Origin of the sequence: Nonomuraea ceibae (genome assembly GCF_019396325.1) — a bacterium.
Taxonomy (GTDB): Bacteria; Actinomycetota; Actinomycetes; order Streptosporangiales; family Streptosporangiaceae; genus Nonomuraea; species Nonomuraea ceibae.
The window spans coordinates 45,490-62,569 of record NZ_JAHKRO010000034.1; the positions used below are offsets into that span (position 1 = coordinate 45,490).

The following is a 17,080-nucleotide window of genomic DNA, read 5'->3' on the forward strand; positions in this document are numbered from 1 at the left end:
GACGGCGTGCCGCGCCCCGGAGCCAGTGGCCACGGCCGGCGCCTCTCTCGTCCGCGTTCATGCCGGCGATGTCGAACCTCTACCGGTCGCTGAGCGAGGCCTGGGCCGGGGAGCGCCGCTGGAACGCGCCGGACCTCCACGCTGCCACACAGGCGATAACCGACCTCATTGGTCGATGACGGCACACGACGACCAGCACTCAGACATGCTCTTCTCGATACGGCGGGCGCGGGTCGGCACCGCCGTGCACCCTGTGAGAACGGTGGACACATGGGCGGCTTGACCGGTGACCCCGCCTTCGCGGCGACGACGTTCGTGGTCATGGACTTCGAGGCCAGCTCCTCGCTCATCAGGCCGCCCGCGTTCGCCCCGGTCACACCAGCCGTCACGGCCCAAACCGGATTGACCGCCGAACAGGTGGGGCAGGCCCCTAAGGTGGAGCACTCATAGGAGTACGCCGACACCAGCATCGGGGATGTGAGCCCGTGCAGCACGATCGGACGCGAGAATGCCGCAGGCGACCACACGGCCCGTGGTGGAGCCGCTGCTCGAGCCGCATCGCCAGCGCTCGCCCCACAGCGAGGTATCGGCGTCCGCCGTCTCCCGCCCGTCGTCAAGAAGCTACCGATGAGCCACGGATCCGACCGGCGTGCTGTCCACCTATGCCGGCAGTCAGGTCTTGCCCTTGAGGACTCGTGTGGCCAGATCGAGGGCGGCGCGGGGAGGGCGCTTGGTCCCTTCGACGATTTCCGTGATGGCGGCGCTGGCCGCTGGATTGAAGGCGATGGGCTCGCCGCTTTGCTGCTCGGAGGCCAGCAGGGCGGTGAGGGCCGCGTCGATGTTGCTGCGACGCAGGTGGCCGTGGGCGAGGTCGATGAGGTGCTGGGCCCGCCTGTTGGTGGAAGGAATGGTGTTCAAGTCGATTCGGCTCGCGCTTTGGATCGCGTTGGCCGCCTGCCCGGTTTCGACGTTGATGGCCACGGCGTAGATGGCCACGTTGGCGCACCCGAACATGGTCAGCGGGTGGTGATGCTCTGGCCCAAGGGTGTCGGCGGCTTGCTGGGCGATGCTCCAACTGTGCCAGGCGCTGGCCGGGCGTCTGAGCCGGGCTTGGGCGATGGCGTCGAACAGGTGTAGCGCGCCCCAGGTGGACATGGCCGCGGGGGAGGTGGCCAGGAGGGGGCGAAGATGAGTGGTGGCGTCGCGGGCGATGGCGTGGGCTTCGTCGGCTTCGGCGCGGCCGAGCGCGGCCATTGCCGAGGACCAGGCGGAGACGGCGATGAGGGCTGGGTCGTCGGTTTCCTCGGCGGCAACCATGGCGCGGTCGGCGGCACGGGCGGCCAGGTGTGGCTCGCCGACGCAGTAGAGGAAGCGTTGGGCCATCTGGAAGGCTTCGCTGAGTAACTGCCAGGTGAGGCGGCGGCCGGTGGCGGGGCTGGCGCGGTGCAGGGCCAGGGCGTCGCGCAGCAAGTCGGGCACCACGAGGCCGAGCGCGGTGTAGGGACGATCGAAGCGGTGCCAGGCGGACCAGGCCAGCGACAGTCGGCGGCGGATGCGTTCGGGCTCAGTGTCGAGGTCGCGGGTGGTCTCCTGCGGGTAGGTGGGGGTCGACAGCAGCCTCTGCAGCACGGGGACTGCTTCATGCTGGACGTGCGCGCTGTCGTGCAGGGTGCCGCGCAGGCGGCGGAGCCTCGGGCCGAGCAGGACGGCGAGGTCGTCGACGCCCAGGGCGATGCCGAGCGTGATGACGGTGGACAGCCGATCCAGCGGCCGGCGGCCGGATTCGATCAGGCGCAGCCATTCCTCGCTGTTGCCGCACAGCTCGGCGCATGCGCGGAGGGTGAGCCCGCGGTGCATGCGCAAGGTGCGCACGGCAGCGCCGATCTGCCGGTCGACTGCGTCGATCGGTGCGCTGGTCTTGGTCATGGCGCGTCCTCGTGTGATGGCCGTAATGTGCCCCCGACCGCACCGGCTGCGTCGCTCTTGAGGGGACGCTACCGGCCTCTTCCGCCGCGAGGTAGGAGTTTGACGATGATCGACGCCAGGCAGGGTGACCGAAAGCCCGTTCTGTACGTGATCGCGTGTGGCGGTCGCCCTGCGGGTGAGCTGCCGGACCTGGTTACCGCGTTGCAGGCGGGGGGCTGGACGGTGTGCGTGGTGACCACGCCGTCGGGGCAGAAGTTCGTGGACGCCGACCGGCTGGCCATGCTGACGGGTTACCCGGTGCGGCATGACTACAAGCGGCCCGAGGACCCGGATGTCCTGCCGCCGGCCGATGCCATGGCGGTGGTGCCCGCCACGTTCAATACGATCAACAAATGGGCGGGGGGCATCTCCGACACCCTCGCGCTGGGGCTGCTGAACGAGGCGATCGGTCTGGATTTGCCGCTGGTCGCTGTGCCGTGGCCGAATGTGGCTCTGGCCCGCCATCCGGTGTTCCCGGTCAGCGTGGAACGGCTGACCTCCTGGGGAATCTCGGTATTGCTGGATCCGGCACGGCTGCCCCAGCCCTCCTCGGGGGCGCCGGGGGCGGCCACGTTTCCCTGGGCGGCGCTGCAGGAGGAGTTGACCAGGATGTACCAACTGTGTGTGGAGCGCATCGCGCGCGCCTGACTGCGCCGGGGCGTGAGCGCCACGGCGAGCACAGCGGCGGACTTATAGCACGTTCATGAGTGTTTGGCGATACCCAACAGTTTGTTGGGTATCCGGTGGACGGGCGGGCCTAGCGTCGAGCCATGTCGAAGAACACGGACGTGGAGGCGCTCCCTTGCGTCTCGACCGTGCTGCCCTGCCCCAGGAACAGTCGCAGCGGGCGGGCCCGGGTCGGGCAGCGGTCCAGCTCCCCCTCTTGGCGCGCCCGCTCGACGTCGGCGCCGCACACAACGCCTGCCAGGGTGCATGGCAGTCATCTGTCCGTCGCTGCGTCTGGCGAAAGACCGGACGCGGAAGGCGCAGCGTCCGGCGCGGCTCGTGGGGGCAGCAGGTGAGATGGGACCTCCGCCGCGTTGCAGGCGAACGCGGCATCCACCAGTTGGCAGCGCTGGTCGACGTCTTGGCGACTGCGGGCCAGATGCCGCACGAGCGTGAGCTCCGTGAAATCTGGGAGGGAACCTCCGCCCAGGTGGATCTCGAAACGCTGCGGACGCTGTGTGGCGTGCTCGGCGTCGACACGGGCGAACTGCTCGTGAACGATCACCGTGGCGTCTGCCACTGCACCGGCCATCTCGTCGTTCACATGGGCTTCGACGATGGAGCGCACGCCTTCCACCCGGCGCATTACGGGCTCGGCGCCCACACTGCGGCGGTCAACCTCGACGAAGACAAAGGTCCCGCCCAGCTGCGGGAGGTCGATGCCGAGGGCGTCAGTGTCGTGGCGCGCACCCCCACAGACCTGCGGCGCATGACGGAACTTGACGACCTGCTGCCTGCCGCCGAGCACGTGGAGTTCATCATCGTTGCCGCGGCGCGCTGGCGGACGATCCCGGTCCCGTCCGTAGGCGATGAGGATGTCTGGCGGCAGGATTTCTCCTGCGACATTCCCAACCGCCGGCCCGATCCCTGGCGTAACGCGACCAGTGTCGCCGTCGCGCAGGGCACGGCATATGCGTGGAAGATCACGTGCCTGTTCAGGAACCGCACACCCGCGGGGATGGTGGCGAACGCTCTGTCGCGTTGTCTTGACGGGCACCGTTCAGCGGGCCTCGGTCTTCTCGCCGGCCCCAGTGGACCAGGGGCAGTTCAGCCGGCCCTGCAGGGAATGCCTGAGGACCGGGCGGATCTGCGCGTCACGCGCCGCGGGCTCCTGGGCGATGGACGGGCTGGCACCGCGGGTGGCGCTCGCGCTGCCGGTCAGAGCAGTGGCCGGCGCACCGTGCTCAGCCATCCTCTGGTCGCTCAGGTGCCGCCCGTTGATGTGCGGTCGGTGAACCCGACGGGCTTCATCCAGCGCACTGATGGCACGGTGGGGCGCCTGATGCGGGATGGGTACGGTTTCCAGGTCTCGGACGGGCGGTCGGATGTGCGCTTGCCCGGCTCGGGAGCTGTCTCTGAGGTGGAGATCGAGGCGCTTCGACGCCTGGCCGGCGTGCGCCTGGAGGCTGCAGACCCCCACCATGACGGCCGTGTGCTGGCTCGCATCACGATGAATCTGGCCGCGGCCGGTGTGCCCCTGGTCTTCGACGGCCCCCGGGCCGGCTGGCGGGGCGTGCTGGGCGACGGGCTGACGAACCTGGTCGGTGACGCGACGGTGGAAGACCTCAAGGATCCGTTGCGGCGGGAGCAGTACAGTATCCGGCTTCGCCGATATGCATTGACGGCCTTCGGAATGGAGGCCCGCTGGAAGGACATGGTGGGAGCGGGCCGGTTACCGGTCCTTGAGCAGCGGCCGGTGTCCGTCGTTCTGTGCACGCGCCGCCGGCAGATGCTCACGCGGGCCCTGCAGCAGGTCGCTCGTCAGCGTGACGTCTCGGTGGAGCTCGTTCTCGGGCTGCACGGCATATCGCGGGACGATCCTGAGGTCGTCGCTGCTGTCAAAGCCTACGATGGAGAGCTGACGGTCGTCGAGCTGGAGCGCAGCCTTCTTCTCGGCGAAGCGCTGAATCATCTCGCAGCGCGCGCTACAGGTTCGTCCATCGCGAAAATGGATGACGACGACTGGTACGGGCCCCATCACTTGTCAGACCTGCTTCTCGCGCGCCAGTACTCCGGCGCGGAGATGGTGGGGACACCTGCCGAATTCGTCTATCTCGAAGAGTCTGACGAGACGATAAAACGCAAGATCCTGACCGAGCTACCCAGTTCCATGACGGAAACCGGCAGAGTAACCGGTGGCACGGTCCTGCTGTCCCGCAATGCCTTCGAAGCCGTGGGAGGCTTCAAACTCGTGCCCAGGTACGAGGACGGCGAGATGGTCATCGCCATCCGCGCCGCCGGCGGGCACGTGTACCGCGGGCACAGCCTCAACTACATCTACCGGCGGTGCACCCCAGAAAACCACACCTGGGACGTCGCCAATACCTACTTCACCGACAACGAGTCGATGCGATGGCGGGGTGTCTTCTTCAACGACTTGATGGAAAGCCCTCCCATCTAAGAGAAGACAGACCCTCCATCAATTCACCCGATATCCGTTGTCGTTGAACGACAACATCAAGGAGTTATCTTGAGCCGCCTTGACCTGGTCGCGAAGTTGTCCCAGGACACCGTGTGGCCATATGCCAAGAAGGTCGCCGCAGGCGAGCGTCTGACGGCCCCGCTCGTTGTGGATCTCGACCCGACGACGTTTTGCGACCTGGCCTGCCCGGAATGCATCAGCGGGACTCTTCTCAACAAAGGACGCTTCACGAAAGAACGGCTAGCCGCCCTGGCGCGCGAACTCTGCACGGCAGGAGTCAAGGCCGTGGTTCTCATCGGCGGCGGCGAGCCCCTCGCTCATCCTGGCACCCGCGATGTCATCAAGATCCTGGGCACCTCCGGCCTGCATATCGGAGTCGTCACCAACGGCACGATGATCGATCGTCACCTCGATGTGATAGCCGAGTACGTGACGTGGCTGCGCGTGTCTGTCGATGCCGCCACCCCGGAGACCTTCGGCCAGGTGCGGCCGGACCGCAAAGGCCGCAGCGTGTTCGACAAGGTCATCGCCAACATGCGCGCGCTCGCCCAGACGAAGAAGGGAGCCCTGGGCTACTCGTTCCTACTCGTCACGCGTATGGACGACGAGGGCAAGGTGATCTATTCGAATCACCACGAGGTCCTGGCCGCCGCCCGTCTGGCCAAAGACATCGGCTGTGACTACTTCGAGCTGAAGACCTTGTTCGACGAGCAGCACTTTGTCGTCCAACTGCCGGATGCCCTGCTGAGGTCCGTTCGCGCGCAGATCGAGCAGGCCCGGGATCTGCGCGACGACTCATTCGATCTGGAGATCTCCTCGACGTTCGCCTCTGCCGAGGACCGGCGCCCCGCCCATCAGGGCAAGGCATATCACACCTGCTCGGTCGCGCAGCTGCGCACGCTGGTGACACCGAATGGTGTCTACATCTGCTCCTATCACCGCGGCAATGACAAGGCGCGGCTGGGCGATGCCGTCGACGAGGATTTCTCCGCGCTGTGGGAGAAGGCCGACCTGTCGATCATCGACCCGTCCCGTGACTGCCGGTTCCACTGCGCAAGGAATGACATCAATCTCGCGATCGCGGGCATGGCGGCGGTGCCGGAGAATCCTCATCCCCGCGAAGAGTTCGACCGCTTCTTGTAACGGGCTCATCAATCGGGATGGCCTCAACGCGCTTGGAACATCCCCGAGGCCCTGTATGTCAAATACAAATTGAGAACGACGAGGGTCGGCTCATGAATTGGAGACGGCGGATCGGAGATCGGCAGAAAGCGATGTTCGAGCACCTCGTCATCCCCGTGCAAGTCTCCTGTCCATGTTCTGGAGTAGAAACACATCGCAAAAGCGTGGACAAGATCACCATTGGGATAGCGCAGCGTATGCACGGCAGGGTCGGACAAGCACGCAAACGGGATGAGGTCATCGGGTGCCACCGTCAAACCAGTCTCTTCACCGAGCTCGGCTGCTGCCGCACCACGAAAGTCCTGGCCGGGTTCGCATGAGCCGGCTGGGATCTCCCAATCACCATTGTCGGATCGGCGCTGAAACAGCACGCGGTCGAGGTCGTCGATCAGCAGGACCTGAGCACCGGGAACGAGCAGCAAGCGGGAGCCGACCTCCTGGCGCAACAAGCCCAGGTAGGAGTCTCTAAATGTCACGCTAATCACCCATCGCCCATTATCACGTCATTCAGTCGAGCGCGTCACGCGGCCACGGCAGGTGATCTTACCCGCGCAGCGTGATGTCACGTGATGTTGTCCGGCAGAAAAGTGTTCAGAGCTGAGCTTCACTAGCGGAGGAGAACGACATGACTTCGGTCGTGGCGACACGTGTTTGCCTGGCCGGCGACGCCCTGGATTACCTCGGCGGGCACACGGTGTGCGCCGCGATCGATCTGCCCACCACCGTCACCGACATCGGCCGCAGCGTGTGGTCCAGCCCTGAGCATGAGACGCTGACGCGGGATCTTGAGCAGTTTGTCCGCGACGCCTATCGCGGTGTCACCGTCGAACCCACGACGTTGGCCGCCACGTGTACCGCCCCGAGCCCGGGAGGGCTGGGGACATCGTCGTCGATCTGCATCGGCGTGCTTCGCGAGATCCTGCGCCGGTGTGGCATGGATCCTGCAGAGGCGGTCTCTCTCGCCTACCGCTTTGAGTTCGAGCGGACCCGCGGCGGCGGCGTCGACCACTTGTCCATCGCGCGTGGCGGGTGGTTGTTCACGCTGGGATGCGACAGCGGCCTGCCCACGACGATCGGCTTTCGTAGTGCGGCTGACGGCCCGCCATGGTCGGTGACCCTCATCGACACCGGCCTGTCCAAGGACTGCGGTGATGCGATCGGGCGCTTTCGCCGGCTGCAGCGTGATCACTGCGCCGGCTTGCAGAGCTACGTCCACGACCTCGATGCGGTCTCCGCACAGGTGTGGGAGGCGGTCGTCGAGCGCGAGCTCAAGGGCGTGCTGGCGGGAATGGACCAGGCCCACGCGCTCATGCGTGACAGGTACGGACTCAGTGATCCCCGGATCGAAGGGCTACGTGACGCCGCGATGGCCGCCACGGGATACGTCTTCAAGCTGACGGGCTCGGGCAACGGCGGATGCCTGTTCACCCTGCATCCCCGCGAGGAGCAAGCCACCCTGCGCGCGGCTTTGATCAAGGCGGACATCCAGCCGACGACTGTGTATCACTGCGAGGTCGCCGAGGGGCTGGACGGCTTCCGCGCCGCGCCGCCCCTGGTGGGAATTCAGCCATGACGAAGGGAGGCCGTGTGGCCTGGGATTCAGTGCAGCAAACCATCGACGGACGCGCAGCGCCGTCCGAACACTGCTATCCGGTCTTCAACCCGGCAACCGGCGCGCAGCTCACCACTGCTCCGATCTGCTCCGATCACCAGCTGGCGGAAGCGATGCGGACCGCCGCGCAGGCAGGGGTGGCATGGTCCGGGAACGAACCCCTGCGCAGATCGGCGCTGCGCACCTTCGCTGACGCCCTCGCTGGAGACGCCGGCCTGCTGGCCGAAGCGCTGACGAGCGAGCAGGGCAAACCCCTGGGCGAGGCTCGACAAGAGATCACCGCTGGGATCGAGATTCTCCGCGCCTATGCGGAGCTTTCCCTGCCGCTCGACGTTCTCGCCGCCGATGGCCCGATCACCTCGCAGGTGGGTCGACAGCCCTGCGGGGTGGTGGCCGCCATAATTCCGTGGAACTTCCCCTTCAGTATCGCGATGTCGAAGCTGGGTGCGGCGCTCCTCGGCGGGAATACGGTCGTCCTCAAGCCGTCCCCGTTCACACCGGTTACCACCCTGCTGGCCGGCGCCCTGTCGCGGGAGACCCTTCCCGCCGGGGTGGCGAACTTCCTGTCCGGTGGAGATGACCTGGGTTCAGCCCTGGTACGGCATCCCACGACACGTGCCGTGACGTTCACCGGATCAGTGGCGTCCGGCAAGGCGGTTGCCCGGGCAGCGGCCAGCGACCTCAAACGCCTGGTGCTCGAGCTCGGCGGCAACGACGCCGCCATCGTCTTGCCCGATGCCGACCCCGCAGCCGTGGCAGCCGATCTCTGCGCGATCGCCTTCAGAAACTGCGGCCAGATCTGCGCCACCGTCAAGCGCCTCTACGTGCACGCCTCGATCCATGATCAGCTGGTGGGAGAGCTTTCCTGGCAGGCCAATTGCCTGAAGGTCGGTAACGGCATGACCGACGGTGTGCAGATGGGCCCCCTCCAAAACCAGGCCCAGCTTCAGCGCATCACAACCCTCGTCGCCGAGGCGGTCGATGAGGGCGCCGTGATCGCGGCAGGCGGCCGGGCCCACGACGGGCCCGGCTACTTCTATCCGCCGACGGTGCTCACGCGAGCAACCGACGGCATGAGGATCGTCGCGGAGGAGCAGTTCGGCCCCGCCCTTCCTGTCCTGCGTTACGAGGATGTCGACGAGGCAGTGACGCGGGCGAACAACTCCACGTTCGGACTCACCAGCTCGGTCTGGGGAACAGACCCGCACACGTTGCGCGACGTCGCCGAACGCCTCGACACGGGCGTGGTCAACATCAACACGCACGACGTGCAGATCCCCGGCGCGCCTTTCAGCGGGCGCAGATGGAGCGGGCTCGGCGCGGAGGGCGGAATCCACGGCGTCCTGGGATTGACCGACGCCAGGGTCCTCAACATCGCCGGTCAGTGACCGCACGGCGACCTCCCGCATCGGCCGAGAACCAGGAATCGCTGTCTCACGAAAGGACCGGATGATGTGCGGCATTGCCGGCTGGATCGAGTTCGGACGGGCCCCCAGCGAAGCGATCACCGCGGCGATGACAGCGACGCTGGCATGCCGCGGACCGGACGGCCAAGGCCTCTGGACCAGCCCTCACGCGTCACTGGGACAGCGAAGGCTCTCGGTGATCGATGTCGAGCACGGCAACCAGCCGATGACGGTCGAGACGGCATCGGGGCCTGTGGTGATCGTCTACAGCGGGGAGACCTACAACTTCGCCGAGCTCCGCCGGCAGCTGGGCGCCGCCGGCCATCGGTTCCGAACGCGCTCCGACACCGAGGTAGTGCTCCACGCCTACCTTCAGTGGGGGCCGGCAGCGGCCGAGCGCATGGACGGCATGTTCGCCTTCGCCATCTGGGACGGGCGTGAGGAGAAGCTCGTGCTGGCCAGGGACAGGATGGGGGTCAAGCCGCTCTTCGTCCACGCACTCGACAACGGCGTGCTGTTCGGTTCCGAGCCCAAGGCGATCCTGGCACATCCGTCAGTGACCGCCGCGGTCGACCTCGACGGCTTTAGGGAGCTGTTCTCAATGGTGAAGTCGCCAAGGCAATCCGTCTGGTCGGGCATCTCCGAGATCGAACCGGGCACCACGGTGGTCGTCGATCGAGACGGGTCGCGCGAGAGCGTCTACTGGCGGCTGACAACCGAGTCGCCGAACCTCGATCTGCATAAAACTGTGGAGCATGTGGCGGGAATCTTGCAGGAGGGGGTCAGGAGGCAACTCGTCTCCGACGTCCCACTGTGCACGCTGCTCTCCGGAGGATTGGACTCCTCGACCTTAACCGCCCTGGCGGCCGCGGAGCTGGCCGGCCGCGGACAGCAACTGCGCAGCTTCTCGGTGGATTTCGAGGGGCAGACGGCTGATTTCCGGCCAGACGCACTACGACCCGCACCCGACACGCCCTTCGCGCACGAGGTCGCGGCACACGTCCGCTCGCACCATACCGACGTGGTGCTGACCCCTGAAACCTTGGCCGATCCGAAGATCCGCGAGCTGGTGATTCGGGCCTACGACCTCCCCATGGGGCACGGCGACATGGACGCCTCGATGCTCCTGCTGTTCAAAGCCATCCGTGAGCAAGCAGTGGTGGCGCTGTCCGGGGAGTCTGCAGACGAGCTGTTCGGCGGCTACCACCAGTTCTTCTCCCCACAAGGGCGAGCGGAGACGTCGTTTCCCTGGCTCGCCGACCCGCACCTGCCGCAGTACGCCGCCATCAGCCCCCGCCAGCCGTCGGTGTTTCATCCTGAGTTCCAACGAGCGCTGGCCCTGCCCGACTACGTACAGGACAGCTACAGCGCCGCGGTGTCCGCCATCGAGCGGGCCCCCGGAGAAGACCAGCTCGAATGGACCATGCGGAAAATCACCTACCTGTACCTCACCCGATTCGTTCGCCTCCTGCTGGACCGCCAGGACCGGCTCAGCATGGCCGTGGGATTGGAGATCCGCGTACCGTTTTGCGACCATCGACTCGTCAGCGCGGTCTATAACGCCCCTTGGCGACTGAAGCACCACGACGGCTGCGAAAAGTCGCTGTTGCGCAGCGTCGCGGCACCCCTATTGCCTCTCTCCGTCATCCAGCGCAAGAAGTCGCCCTATCCGTCAACTCAGAATCTGGGCTACATGGACCTGCTGAAAATACAAGCCCGGGACCTGCTCACCGACCGATCCAACGCCGTCTTCACCATCGTCGACCCAGCCGCCCTCAAACACGCCGCGAACAGCACCAGCGCCTCGGACTCCTTCGGCCGATTCGTCCTCGAACGGTCCTTGGACATCGCGGCATGGATGGACGCGTACCAACCGACCCTCAAGGTGTGATAACCGGCCGCCGGCCCGCCTGAACGCGCACCTGTCACTCGCGGAGATAGCCTTATGAGCAGCATAGCCAGCATGGCACGATTGAATGATCAGGCCGACTGGGTGTTCCTGATCCCAGGAAGAGGAGGAATAAGTCCTCTTCTCAGCGCCGAGCAAGACCCGAGCATCAGCATCACCGCCACACATCTCGAGCAATGCCCGTTTTGCCCGCCCACCCGTCTCTCTACGGAGCACTATGACTCCTTGATTTTCCCCAACGAGCATCCCGTCGTCTCTTACGCAGACATCAGCCAGGGACAGCTACTGACCCGCGACAACGCCTGCGATCGTGTGGCCGGCGTCAATGATGTGGTCATCTACACCCCCACGCACAACGAGTTCCTGCATAAATGCGATTCCGGGAGAATCTCGCGCTTCTTGCAGCGCCTCCGCGATCGGCACCGTGAACATTTTCACACGAACAATATCGAAGCCATCTTTACCTTCCTGGCTACGGGGCACCGCTTCGGCCAGAGCCAGGAGCACCCCCATGGACAGCTCTTGGGGCTACCCTTCATACCAAGAAGGATCGCCGTCACCACCGGCGCCACCCGCACCTCGTGCAGCATCTGCCATCAGGAAGAGCTTGCACACAAGCGCGACACAGTGATATGCGAGTCACCCAGCTTCTCAGCCTATATAACGGTGGCACCCCGAGTGCCTTTCGAGATATGGATCAGCGCCAAGCAGCACAACATCAGCCTCGCCGATATCGACGACGAAGCGTGCACCGAGCTCGCAGATCTGGTTAAAAAATCGCTCAGCGCAACACAAGCGGCATATTTCAATCCTTACATAGTCTCATTCTTCGACGTGAACCCCACGAATGAACACAGCCACCTTCGCTGCGAAGTACTGGCATTCGGCCGGCCCAGCGGAATCAACAAGCATATCGGCGCCTACGAACTGGGCCTGGGAATCTTCATGAACCCGTCAGACCCCGCCCAGGTTGCGGCGAACTTGAGAGCCGCCATACTCCTCGACCCTTCATGATGTTTGCATCAATCACTCCGAGGCCGTTCGCTTCGGCACAGCCGTCACCTGACAATGAGCGAATGCCTGCAATAATCAGTGGATCCGCGCCCACCCTCCCGGACCGCTGCCTGCAACAGGGAGAGATGAAGAGGAGAGATCGTGCCGACATTGGCTCCTCTCGCAGTGCCCATTTCTCTTGGGGCCACGGGTTCCGGGCGACGCCCTAGCCATTCCCGCGGCAAGGCACTGTGGACACGCCGCCATCCAGCTATCGCGACTAGACAAATGAACAATCCTTCTCGTCAATGCCCGAAGAATGCGCACTTAGAGCCGACCGATGCCAAGGATGGAAGCTCCGCTGTTCAGAGTTCAGCACTGAGGCCGATGCCAGTCGGCCAAGCCGAGAAGTAGTCCCTGACGAAGCATCAGATACAGCAGTCGATAGGTGTTCTACCAAGACAGAGCAGACGCAATGCTGCAATCCAGGGCTTCCCTGCCACCTCCTCTGGCAGAATGGCCACGATGAAACCCCTCGGAAGCAGAACGTTAACCCTGCGCACACGCAAAGCCGACCACCTTCCCGGCATCACCGCAGTAGCGAGAATTGATCGGCGCACCAAGAATCTCACCAAACGCCTAAATCCTGGCGAGATTGCGATAATCGACCACATCGACCTCGACCGGGTTGGCGCGGAGGCGCTCGTGACGCATGGCGCCGCAGCCGTGATCAACGTCGCGGCCGGCATCAGCGGGCGCTATCCGAACCAGGGCCCACAGATCATCGTCGAGTCCGGCCTGCCCTGCATCGACAACGCCTCGCCGGAGCTGTTCAAGCACGTCAAGGACGGCGATATCATCCGCGTCCATGAGGGCATGGTCTATCGCCAAGGCCACCTCGTCGGCCAGGGCGAAGTGCAGACAACCGACAGCATCAGCGAAGCCATGGCGCGAGCCCGCAGCCGATTGCCCGAGCAGATCGAAGGCTTTGTCACCAACACGATGGAGTACGTTCGCAAAGAGAGCGCACTGCTCATCGATGGCGTAGGCGTACCCGACCTCCGCACCGATCTGACGGGAAGGCACGCCCTTGTCGTCGTGCGTGGCTACCACTACAAGGAGGACCTAGCGACCCTGCGGCCGTATGTGCGGGAGTATCGCCCTGTCCTCATCGGTGTAGACGGCGGCGCTGATGCTCTGATCGAGGCAGGGTACGTGCCTGATCTGATCATCGGCGATTTCGACTCGGTTTCGGCCACAGCGCTGCGGTGCGGTGCCGAACTCGTGGTGCACGCCTTTCGCGACGGTCGTGCGCCCGGTTTGGAGCGGGTCCAGCAACTGGGCCTGGAGGCGGTGCTCTTCCCTGCGACCGCGATGAGTGAGGACATCGCCATTCTGCTGGCTGACGAGAAAGGCGCCGACCTGATCGTAGCCGTCGGCACGCACCTGACCCTCGAGGAGTTCCTGGACAAGGGGCGCGCCGGGATGGCTAGCACGTGGCTCACCAGACTCAGGGTTGGCAGCAAACTCGTCGACGCCAAAGGGGTCAGCAGGCTCTATCAGAGCCGAGTCTCCTGGGCCTCACTGCTGACCTTGGCGGTCGCTGCGGCGATCACCATCTGCGTAGCTTTGAGCGTAACCCCAGTTGGGCATGTGTGGATCACAGGACTCGTGGACTTGTGGAATGCGTTCATCTTCTGGCAGCTCGGCCTCTTCTCGTGAATGGTTCCTGCCGTCGAGTCCGCCGCCCCCGCCGAGCTGCTGCGCGCCCGCCGCACCTGTACGGAATCAGTTGCGCCTCCGCCAGGGCAAGCCGATCTTCACCACCGCGCTCTCGCCGTACCTGACTGCTGCGGCCTACGCCGCGCCGACCAGCCTTGCGACGGAAGAACTATTCCCGCTGATCGGCGGCAAGGCATAATACGAGGCTGGCGGACAGCCGCCCGGTCCTGAGGACGCGATCATGACGGGACCGAGTCCGTGCCGTAGCGGATCGCGAGCCACAATCGCCCGCCATGGCGGGCGCCGTCCCCGATCCGGGTCGCCCGCTGCGAGGCGTAGCCCGGGCAGGGTGGTCGGTGGTTCCAACAGGCGCTCACCACCGGGCGTTCGGTGCGGTCGAGCCAGTAGCACCCGGGGTTCTCGGCCACCCACAACGTCGATATGCACAATGGGCTCGGCAGCCGGGGCCTGCGCTCAGAGCCGAACTTGCCCTACATCGGCCTGTGGAGCCGCATCCGCGACTTCACCCACTCCGGCTCCACCACCCCGCCTACTCAGAAGCGGGTCGTGCGTTCCGGCTCTCCTGCGCAGCAGGAAGCACCTCATCGCCGGCTACGTCCGTGTCACATGGTCCTTCAACTGCGGGCAAGGTACGGCTGACGCCGTCCCGGTCGCGGTCTGCAACAGCAGGCGGTCGACCACGAGATCCACCAACTGCTGCCGTTCCCTCCACGCCCGCGACCGGGCGAGGCTGCTCGGCTGGCTGAAGGCCAGCCTCACGGGCGCCAACCGGATCCGCGCGGGACTCCCCAAGGACTGGACGGTCGGCGACAAGACCGGCAACGGCGGCGCCGGCAACTCGGCACCGCCACACAGGCGATAACCGACCTCATTGGTCGATGACGGCACACGACGACCAGCACTCAGACATGCTCTTCTCGATACGGCGGGCGCGGGTCGGCACCGCCGTGCACCCTGTGAGAACGGTGGACACATGGGCGGCTTGACCGGTGACCCCGCCTTCGCGGCGACGACGTTCGTGGTCATGGACTTCGAGGCCACGACCCCCGCAGGCTATCCGGCTCAACCCATCGAGGTTGCCGCGCTCGCACTCCGCTACGAGGGTGGCGCCTGGACGACGGCCGGCAGGCCGTTCTCCTCGCTCATCAGGCCGCCCGCGTTCGCCCCGGTCACGCCAGCCGTCACGGCCCAAACCGGATTGACCGCCGAGCAGGTGGGGCAGGCCCCCAGTCCGGCCGAGGCGCTGGGGGCACTCGATCGGCGGTTCGCCCCGGGCAAGCAGTATCTGCTGGTCGCTCAACACGCCGCGACCGAAGCCAACCTCATTCACCACCAGCGCCAGCACTGCCCAGCGCTGGCCCGCATTGACCTCCTGGACACGATTCCTCTGGCCAGATACCTCTTCCCGGGTCTGCTCAACTACCGGCTCGACACGCGGCTGAGGCACTTCTCCATCAAGCATCCGGCGGATCGCCACCGCGCCTACGCCGACGTTGAGGTCACCGCCGAGGTGTTCATCCGGCTGATCAGTGCCGCGGACGAGAATGCTGGACTCAGCGATCTCGCGGCTCTGGTGAAGATTGCGGGACGCACCGCCAGGTGCAACACGCCCGCCCAAGGCGAGCTGTTCGACGTCCACCCGCCAGCGGGCGAGAGCACGACAAACCGGTCTAAGGCAGGACGGTAACCATCATGATCAAACAGCAGTCGGACGGCGAGCAGGTTCCGTTCTGGTTCGATCCGTTGTGTCCCTGGGCGTGGGTTACCTCGCGCTGGCTCCTGGAGGTCGAGCAGGTCCGGCCGGTGCAGGCCCGACTGGCGGTTGATGTCGCTGGCCCACCTGAACCTTGTCCAGCGCAAGGGTGAGGGGCTCAGCGAGGATTACCGGGGCCTGATGGAGAAGGCATGGGGGCCAGTGCGGGTCTGCGCGGCCGCCGCTGAGCACGCCGGCCGCAGCGTCCTCGGCCCGCTGTACACCGCCATCGGGACCCGATGGCACAACCACGGACGTCGCGACGATCCGACGGTCATCACCGAAGCTCTCAAGGAGGTGGGCCTGCCCGATGCGCTGGCGGCGGCCGCCGGCAGAGAGGAGTTCGATCAGCTCATCAAGGACTCCCATGACGAGGCGTTCAACGAGGTCGGGCTCGATGTCGGGACGCCCGTTCTGCGCATCGGCGGAACGGCCTTGTTCGGCCCCGTGATCAGACAGGCTCCTCGTGGCGAAGCAGCCGGTTGGCTGTGGGACGGCCTGGTCCTGGTCGCCGGGACGGAGGGCTTCTTCGAGCTTAAGCGGAGCCGCGACCGGAGCGATAGGCCACGCTTCGACTGAGTCGATCTACCACTCGGCGTCAGTCCCACTGAGTGGTGTAGTTCGGCTCTCGTGTGAGGCTCTGCATCGACTATGCCGTCATGAGTTCGGTGTGCGCCACCTCCTCCTGGTTGGTGCCGGGTGGGGTGAGCAGGGCCATGGTCTGAGCGGCTGCGGAAGCCTCAACCGATTCGGGCTGGTACGGCTCGCGCGATGCGATGCCCGACAAGGCGCTCGGCCTCGGCGAGCGGATACCAGGCGGCACCCGTCACCTCGGACTCCTGGAGCTGCCCCATGTCCGCATCCGTCACGAACGCGTACCCGATGTCGAGGTGGTGGTGTTCCGGCTCGCCCTTCTGCGGTCGTGCCGGAACCCTGCCGTACTCGATGTAGACGGGAGTCTGCGACGCAGGGTTGACCTCCGCGGGGTCGATCCCGGTCTCCTCCGCCAGCTCTCGCACTGCTGCGTCGAGCAGAGAGGTGTCGGTCGGCTCGAGGTGCCCTCCGGGCTGCAGCGGGATCCCATATGCGCGGTGCTCGACAAGCAGGACCTCAGCGCCCCCGCGGACCAGCAGCGCGCCGACGGTCACATGCATCCGGAAATTCTGCCGCGAGGCAAAATCCTGGCCCTCGGCCAGAAGGCGCACCGGCTCAGATAGCAGCGCGACCTCGTCCGGGAAGCGCCCAAGGTAGGTGGAGACGGCCTTCGAGATGTCCGCGTCACTGATCGCCACAGGTCACCCCCACACCTGCAGGAGAGCAGAGCCCTCCATGACCGACCACTCGCATGAGGTGAGCGACGAGCACTGAC

15 protein-coding genes are annotated in these 17,080 nt (G+C 65.6%); 12 read left to right on the plus strand and 3 right to left on the minus strand.

Going from position 1 to position 17,080, the window contains the following annotated elements; translation table 11 throughout:
- The first annotated feature begins 270 nt into the window (after positions 1-270).
- On the plus strand, positions 271-450 hold the full coding sequence (locus KME80_RS22010) for a hypothetical protein (protein ID WP_219507904.1): 180 nt from the start codon (positions 271-273) through the stop codon (positions 448-450).
- Positions 451-672: 222 nt separating this feature from the next.
- Here KME80_RS22010 and KME80_RS22015 read toward each other — a convergent pair whose 3' ends face one another.
- On the minus strand, positions 673-1,926 hold the full coding sequence (locus KME80_RS22015; protein WP_219507905.1) for a helix-turn-helix domain-containing protein: 1,254 nt from the start codon (positions 1,924-1,926) through the stop codon (positions 673-675).
- Positions 1,927-2,031: 105 nt separating this feature from the next.
- Here KME80_RS22015 and KME80_RS22020 point away from each other — a divergent pair, with 105 nt between their 5' ends.
- The 3 genes from KME80_RS22020 to KME80_RS22030 all read left to right on the plus strand — a co-directional run bounded on the left by KME80_RS22020 (position 2,032) and on the right by KME80_RS22030 (position 6,256).
- Positions 2,032-2,613, plus strand: coding sequence for a flavoprotein (locus tag KME80_RS22020; RefSeq protein WP_219507906.1), 582 nt, complete (start codon positions 2,032-2,034; stop codon positions 2,611-2,613).
- A gap of 418 nt (positions 2,614-3,031) precedes the next feature.
- Positions 3,032-5,092 carry a glycosyltransferase family 2 protein gene (locus KME80_RS22025; RefSeq protein ID WP_219507908.1) on the plus strand — a complete coding sequence of 687 codons (2,061 nt, stop codon included), beginning with the start codon at positions 3,032-3,034 and terminating at the stop codon, positions 5,090-5,092.
- 69 nt (positions 5,093-5,161) lie between these two features.
- The gene (locus tag KME80_RS22030; RefSeq protein WP_219507910.1) at positions 5,162-6,256 is read left to right on the plus strand and encodes a radical SAM protein; all 1,095 of its coding nucleotides are present in this window, start codon (positions 5,162-5,164) and stop codon (positions 6,254-6,256) included.
- Between the two features lie 23 nt (positions 6,257-6,279).
- On the opposite strand, the gene KME80_RS22035 is transcribed toward KME80_RS22030, so the two are convergent.
- Positions 6,280-6,771: an NUDIX domain-containing protein gene (locus KME80_RS22035; RefSeq protein WP_219507911.1), complete on the minus strand. Its 492-nt coding sequence runs from the start codon at positions 6,769-6,771 to the stop codon at positions 6,280-6,282.
- Positions 6,772-6,920: 149 nt separating this feature from the next.
- On the opposite strand from KME80_RS22035, the gene KME80_RS22040 reads away from it, so the two are divergent.
- The 8 genes from KME80_RS22040 to KME80_RS22070 all read left to right on the plus strand — a co-directional run bounded on the left by KME80_RS22040 (position 6,921) and on the right by KME80_RS22070 (position 16,290).
- On the plus strand, positions 6,921-7,868 hold the full coding sequence (locus KME80_RS22040; protein WP_219507912.1) for a mevalonate kinase family protein: 948 nt from the start codon (positions 6,921-6,923) through the stop codon (positions 7,866-7,868).
- Between the two features lie 29 nt (positions 7,869-7,897).
- A complete protein-coding gene (locus KME80_RS22045; RefSeq protein ID WP_308125877.1) occupies positions 7,898-9,295 on the plus strand; it encodes an aldehyde dehydrogenase family protein in 1,398 nt (465 codons plus the stop codon).
- Between the two features lie 64 nt (positions 9,296-9,359).
- Entirely contained in the window at positions 9,360-11,204 is a 1,845-nt protein-coding gene (gene asnB / locus KME80_RS22050) for an asparagine synthase (glutamine-hydrolyzing) (RefSeq protein WP_219507914.1), read from the plus strand.
- Between the two features lie 72 nt (positions 11,205-11,276).
- Positions 11,277-12,236 (plus strand): hypothetical protein, encoded by a 960-nt coding sequence (locus tag KME80_RS22055; protein ID WP_219507915.1) that lies wholly within the window; start codon positions 11,277-11,279, stop codon positions 12,234-12,236.
- 495 nt (positions 12,237-12,731) lie between these two features.
- A complete protein-coding gene (gene steA / locus KME80_RS22060; protein ID WP_219507916.1) occupies positions 12,732-13,937 on the plus strand; it encodes a putative cytokinetic ring protein SteA in 1,206 nt (401 codons plus the stop codon).
- Between the two features lie 994 nt (positions 13,938-14,931).
- A complete protein-coding gene (locus tag KME80_RS22065) occupies positions 14,932-15,645 on the plus strand; it encodes a 3'-5' exonuclease (RefSeq protein ID WP_219507918.1) in 714 nt (237 codons plus the stop codon).
- Positions 15,646-15,650: 5 nt separating this feature from the next.
- Positions 15,651-15,824 (plus strand): mycothiol-dependent nitroreductase Rv2466c family protein, encoded by a 174-nt coding sequence (locus KME80_RS53235; RefSeq protein ID WP_372455375.1) that lies wholly within the window; start codon positions 15,651-15,653, stop codon positions 15,822-15,824.
- Positions 15,784-16,290: a mycothiol-dependent nitroreductase Rv2466c family protein gene (locus KME80_RS22070; protein ID WP_308125878.1), complete on the plus strand. Its 507-nt coding sequence runs from the start codon at positions 15,784-15,786 to the stop codon at positions 16,288-16,290. Before KME80_RS53235 ends, KME80_RS22070 begins: the two co-directional genes overlap by 41 nt.
- A 161-nt stretch (positions 16,291-16,451) precedes the next feature.
- Here KME80_RS22070 and KME80_RS22075 read toward each other — a convergent pair whose 3' ends face one another.
- Positions 16,452-17,003 (minus strand): NUDIX hydrolase, encoded by a 552-nt coding sequence (locus KME80_RS22075; protein ID WP_219507920.1) that lies wholly within the window; start codon positions 17,001-17,003, stop codon positions 16,452-16,454.
- Positions 17,004-17,080: the final 77 nt, after the last annotated feature.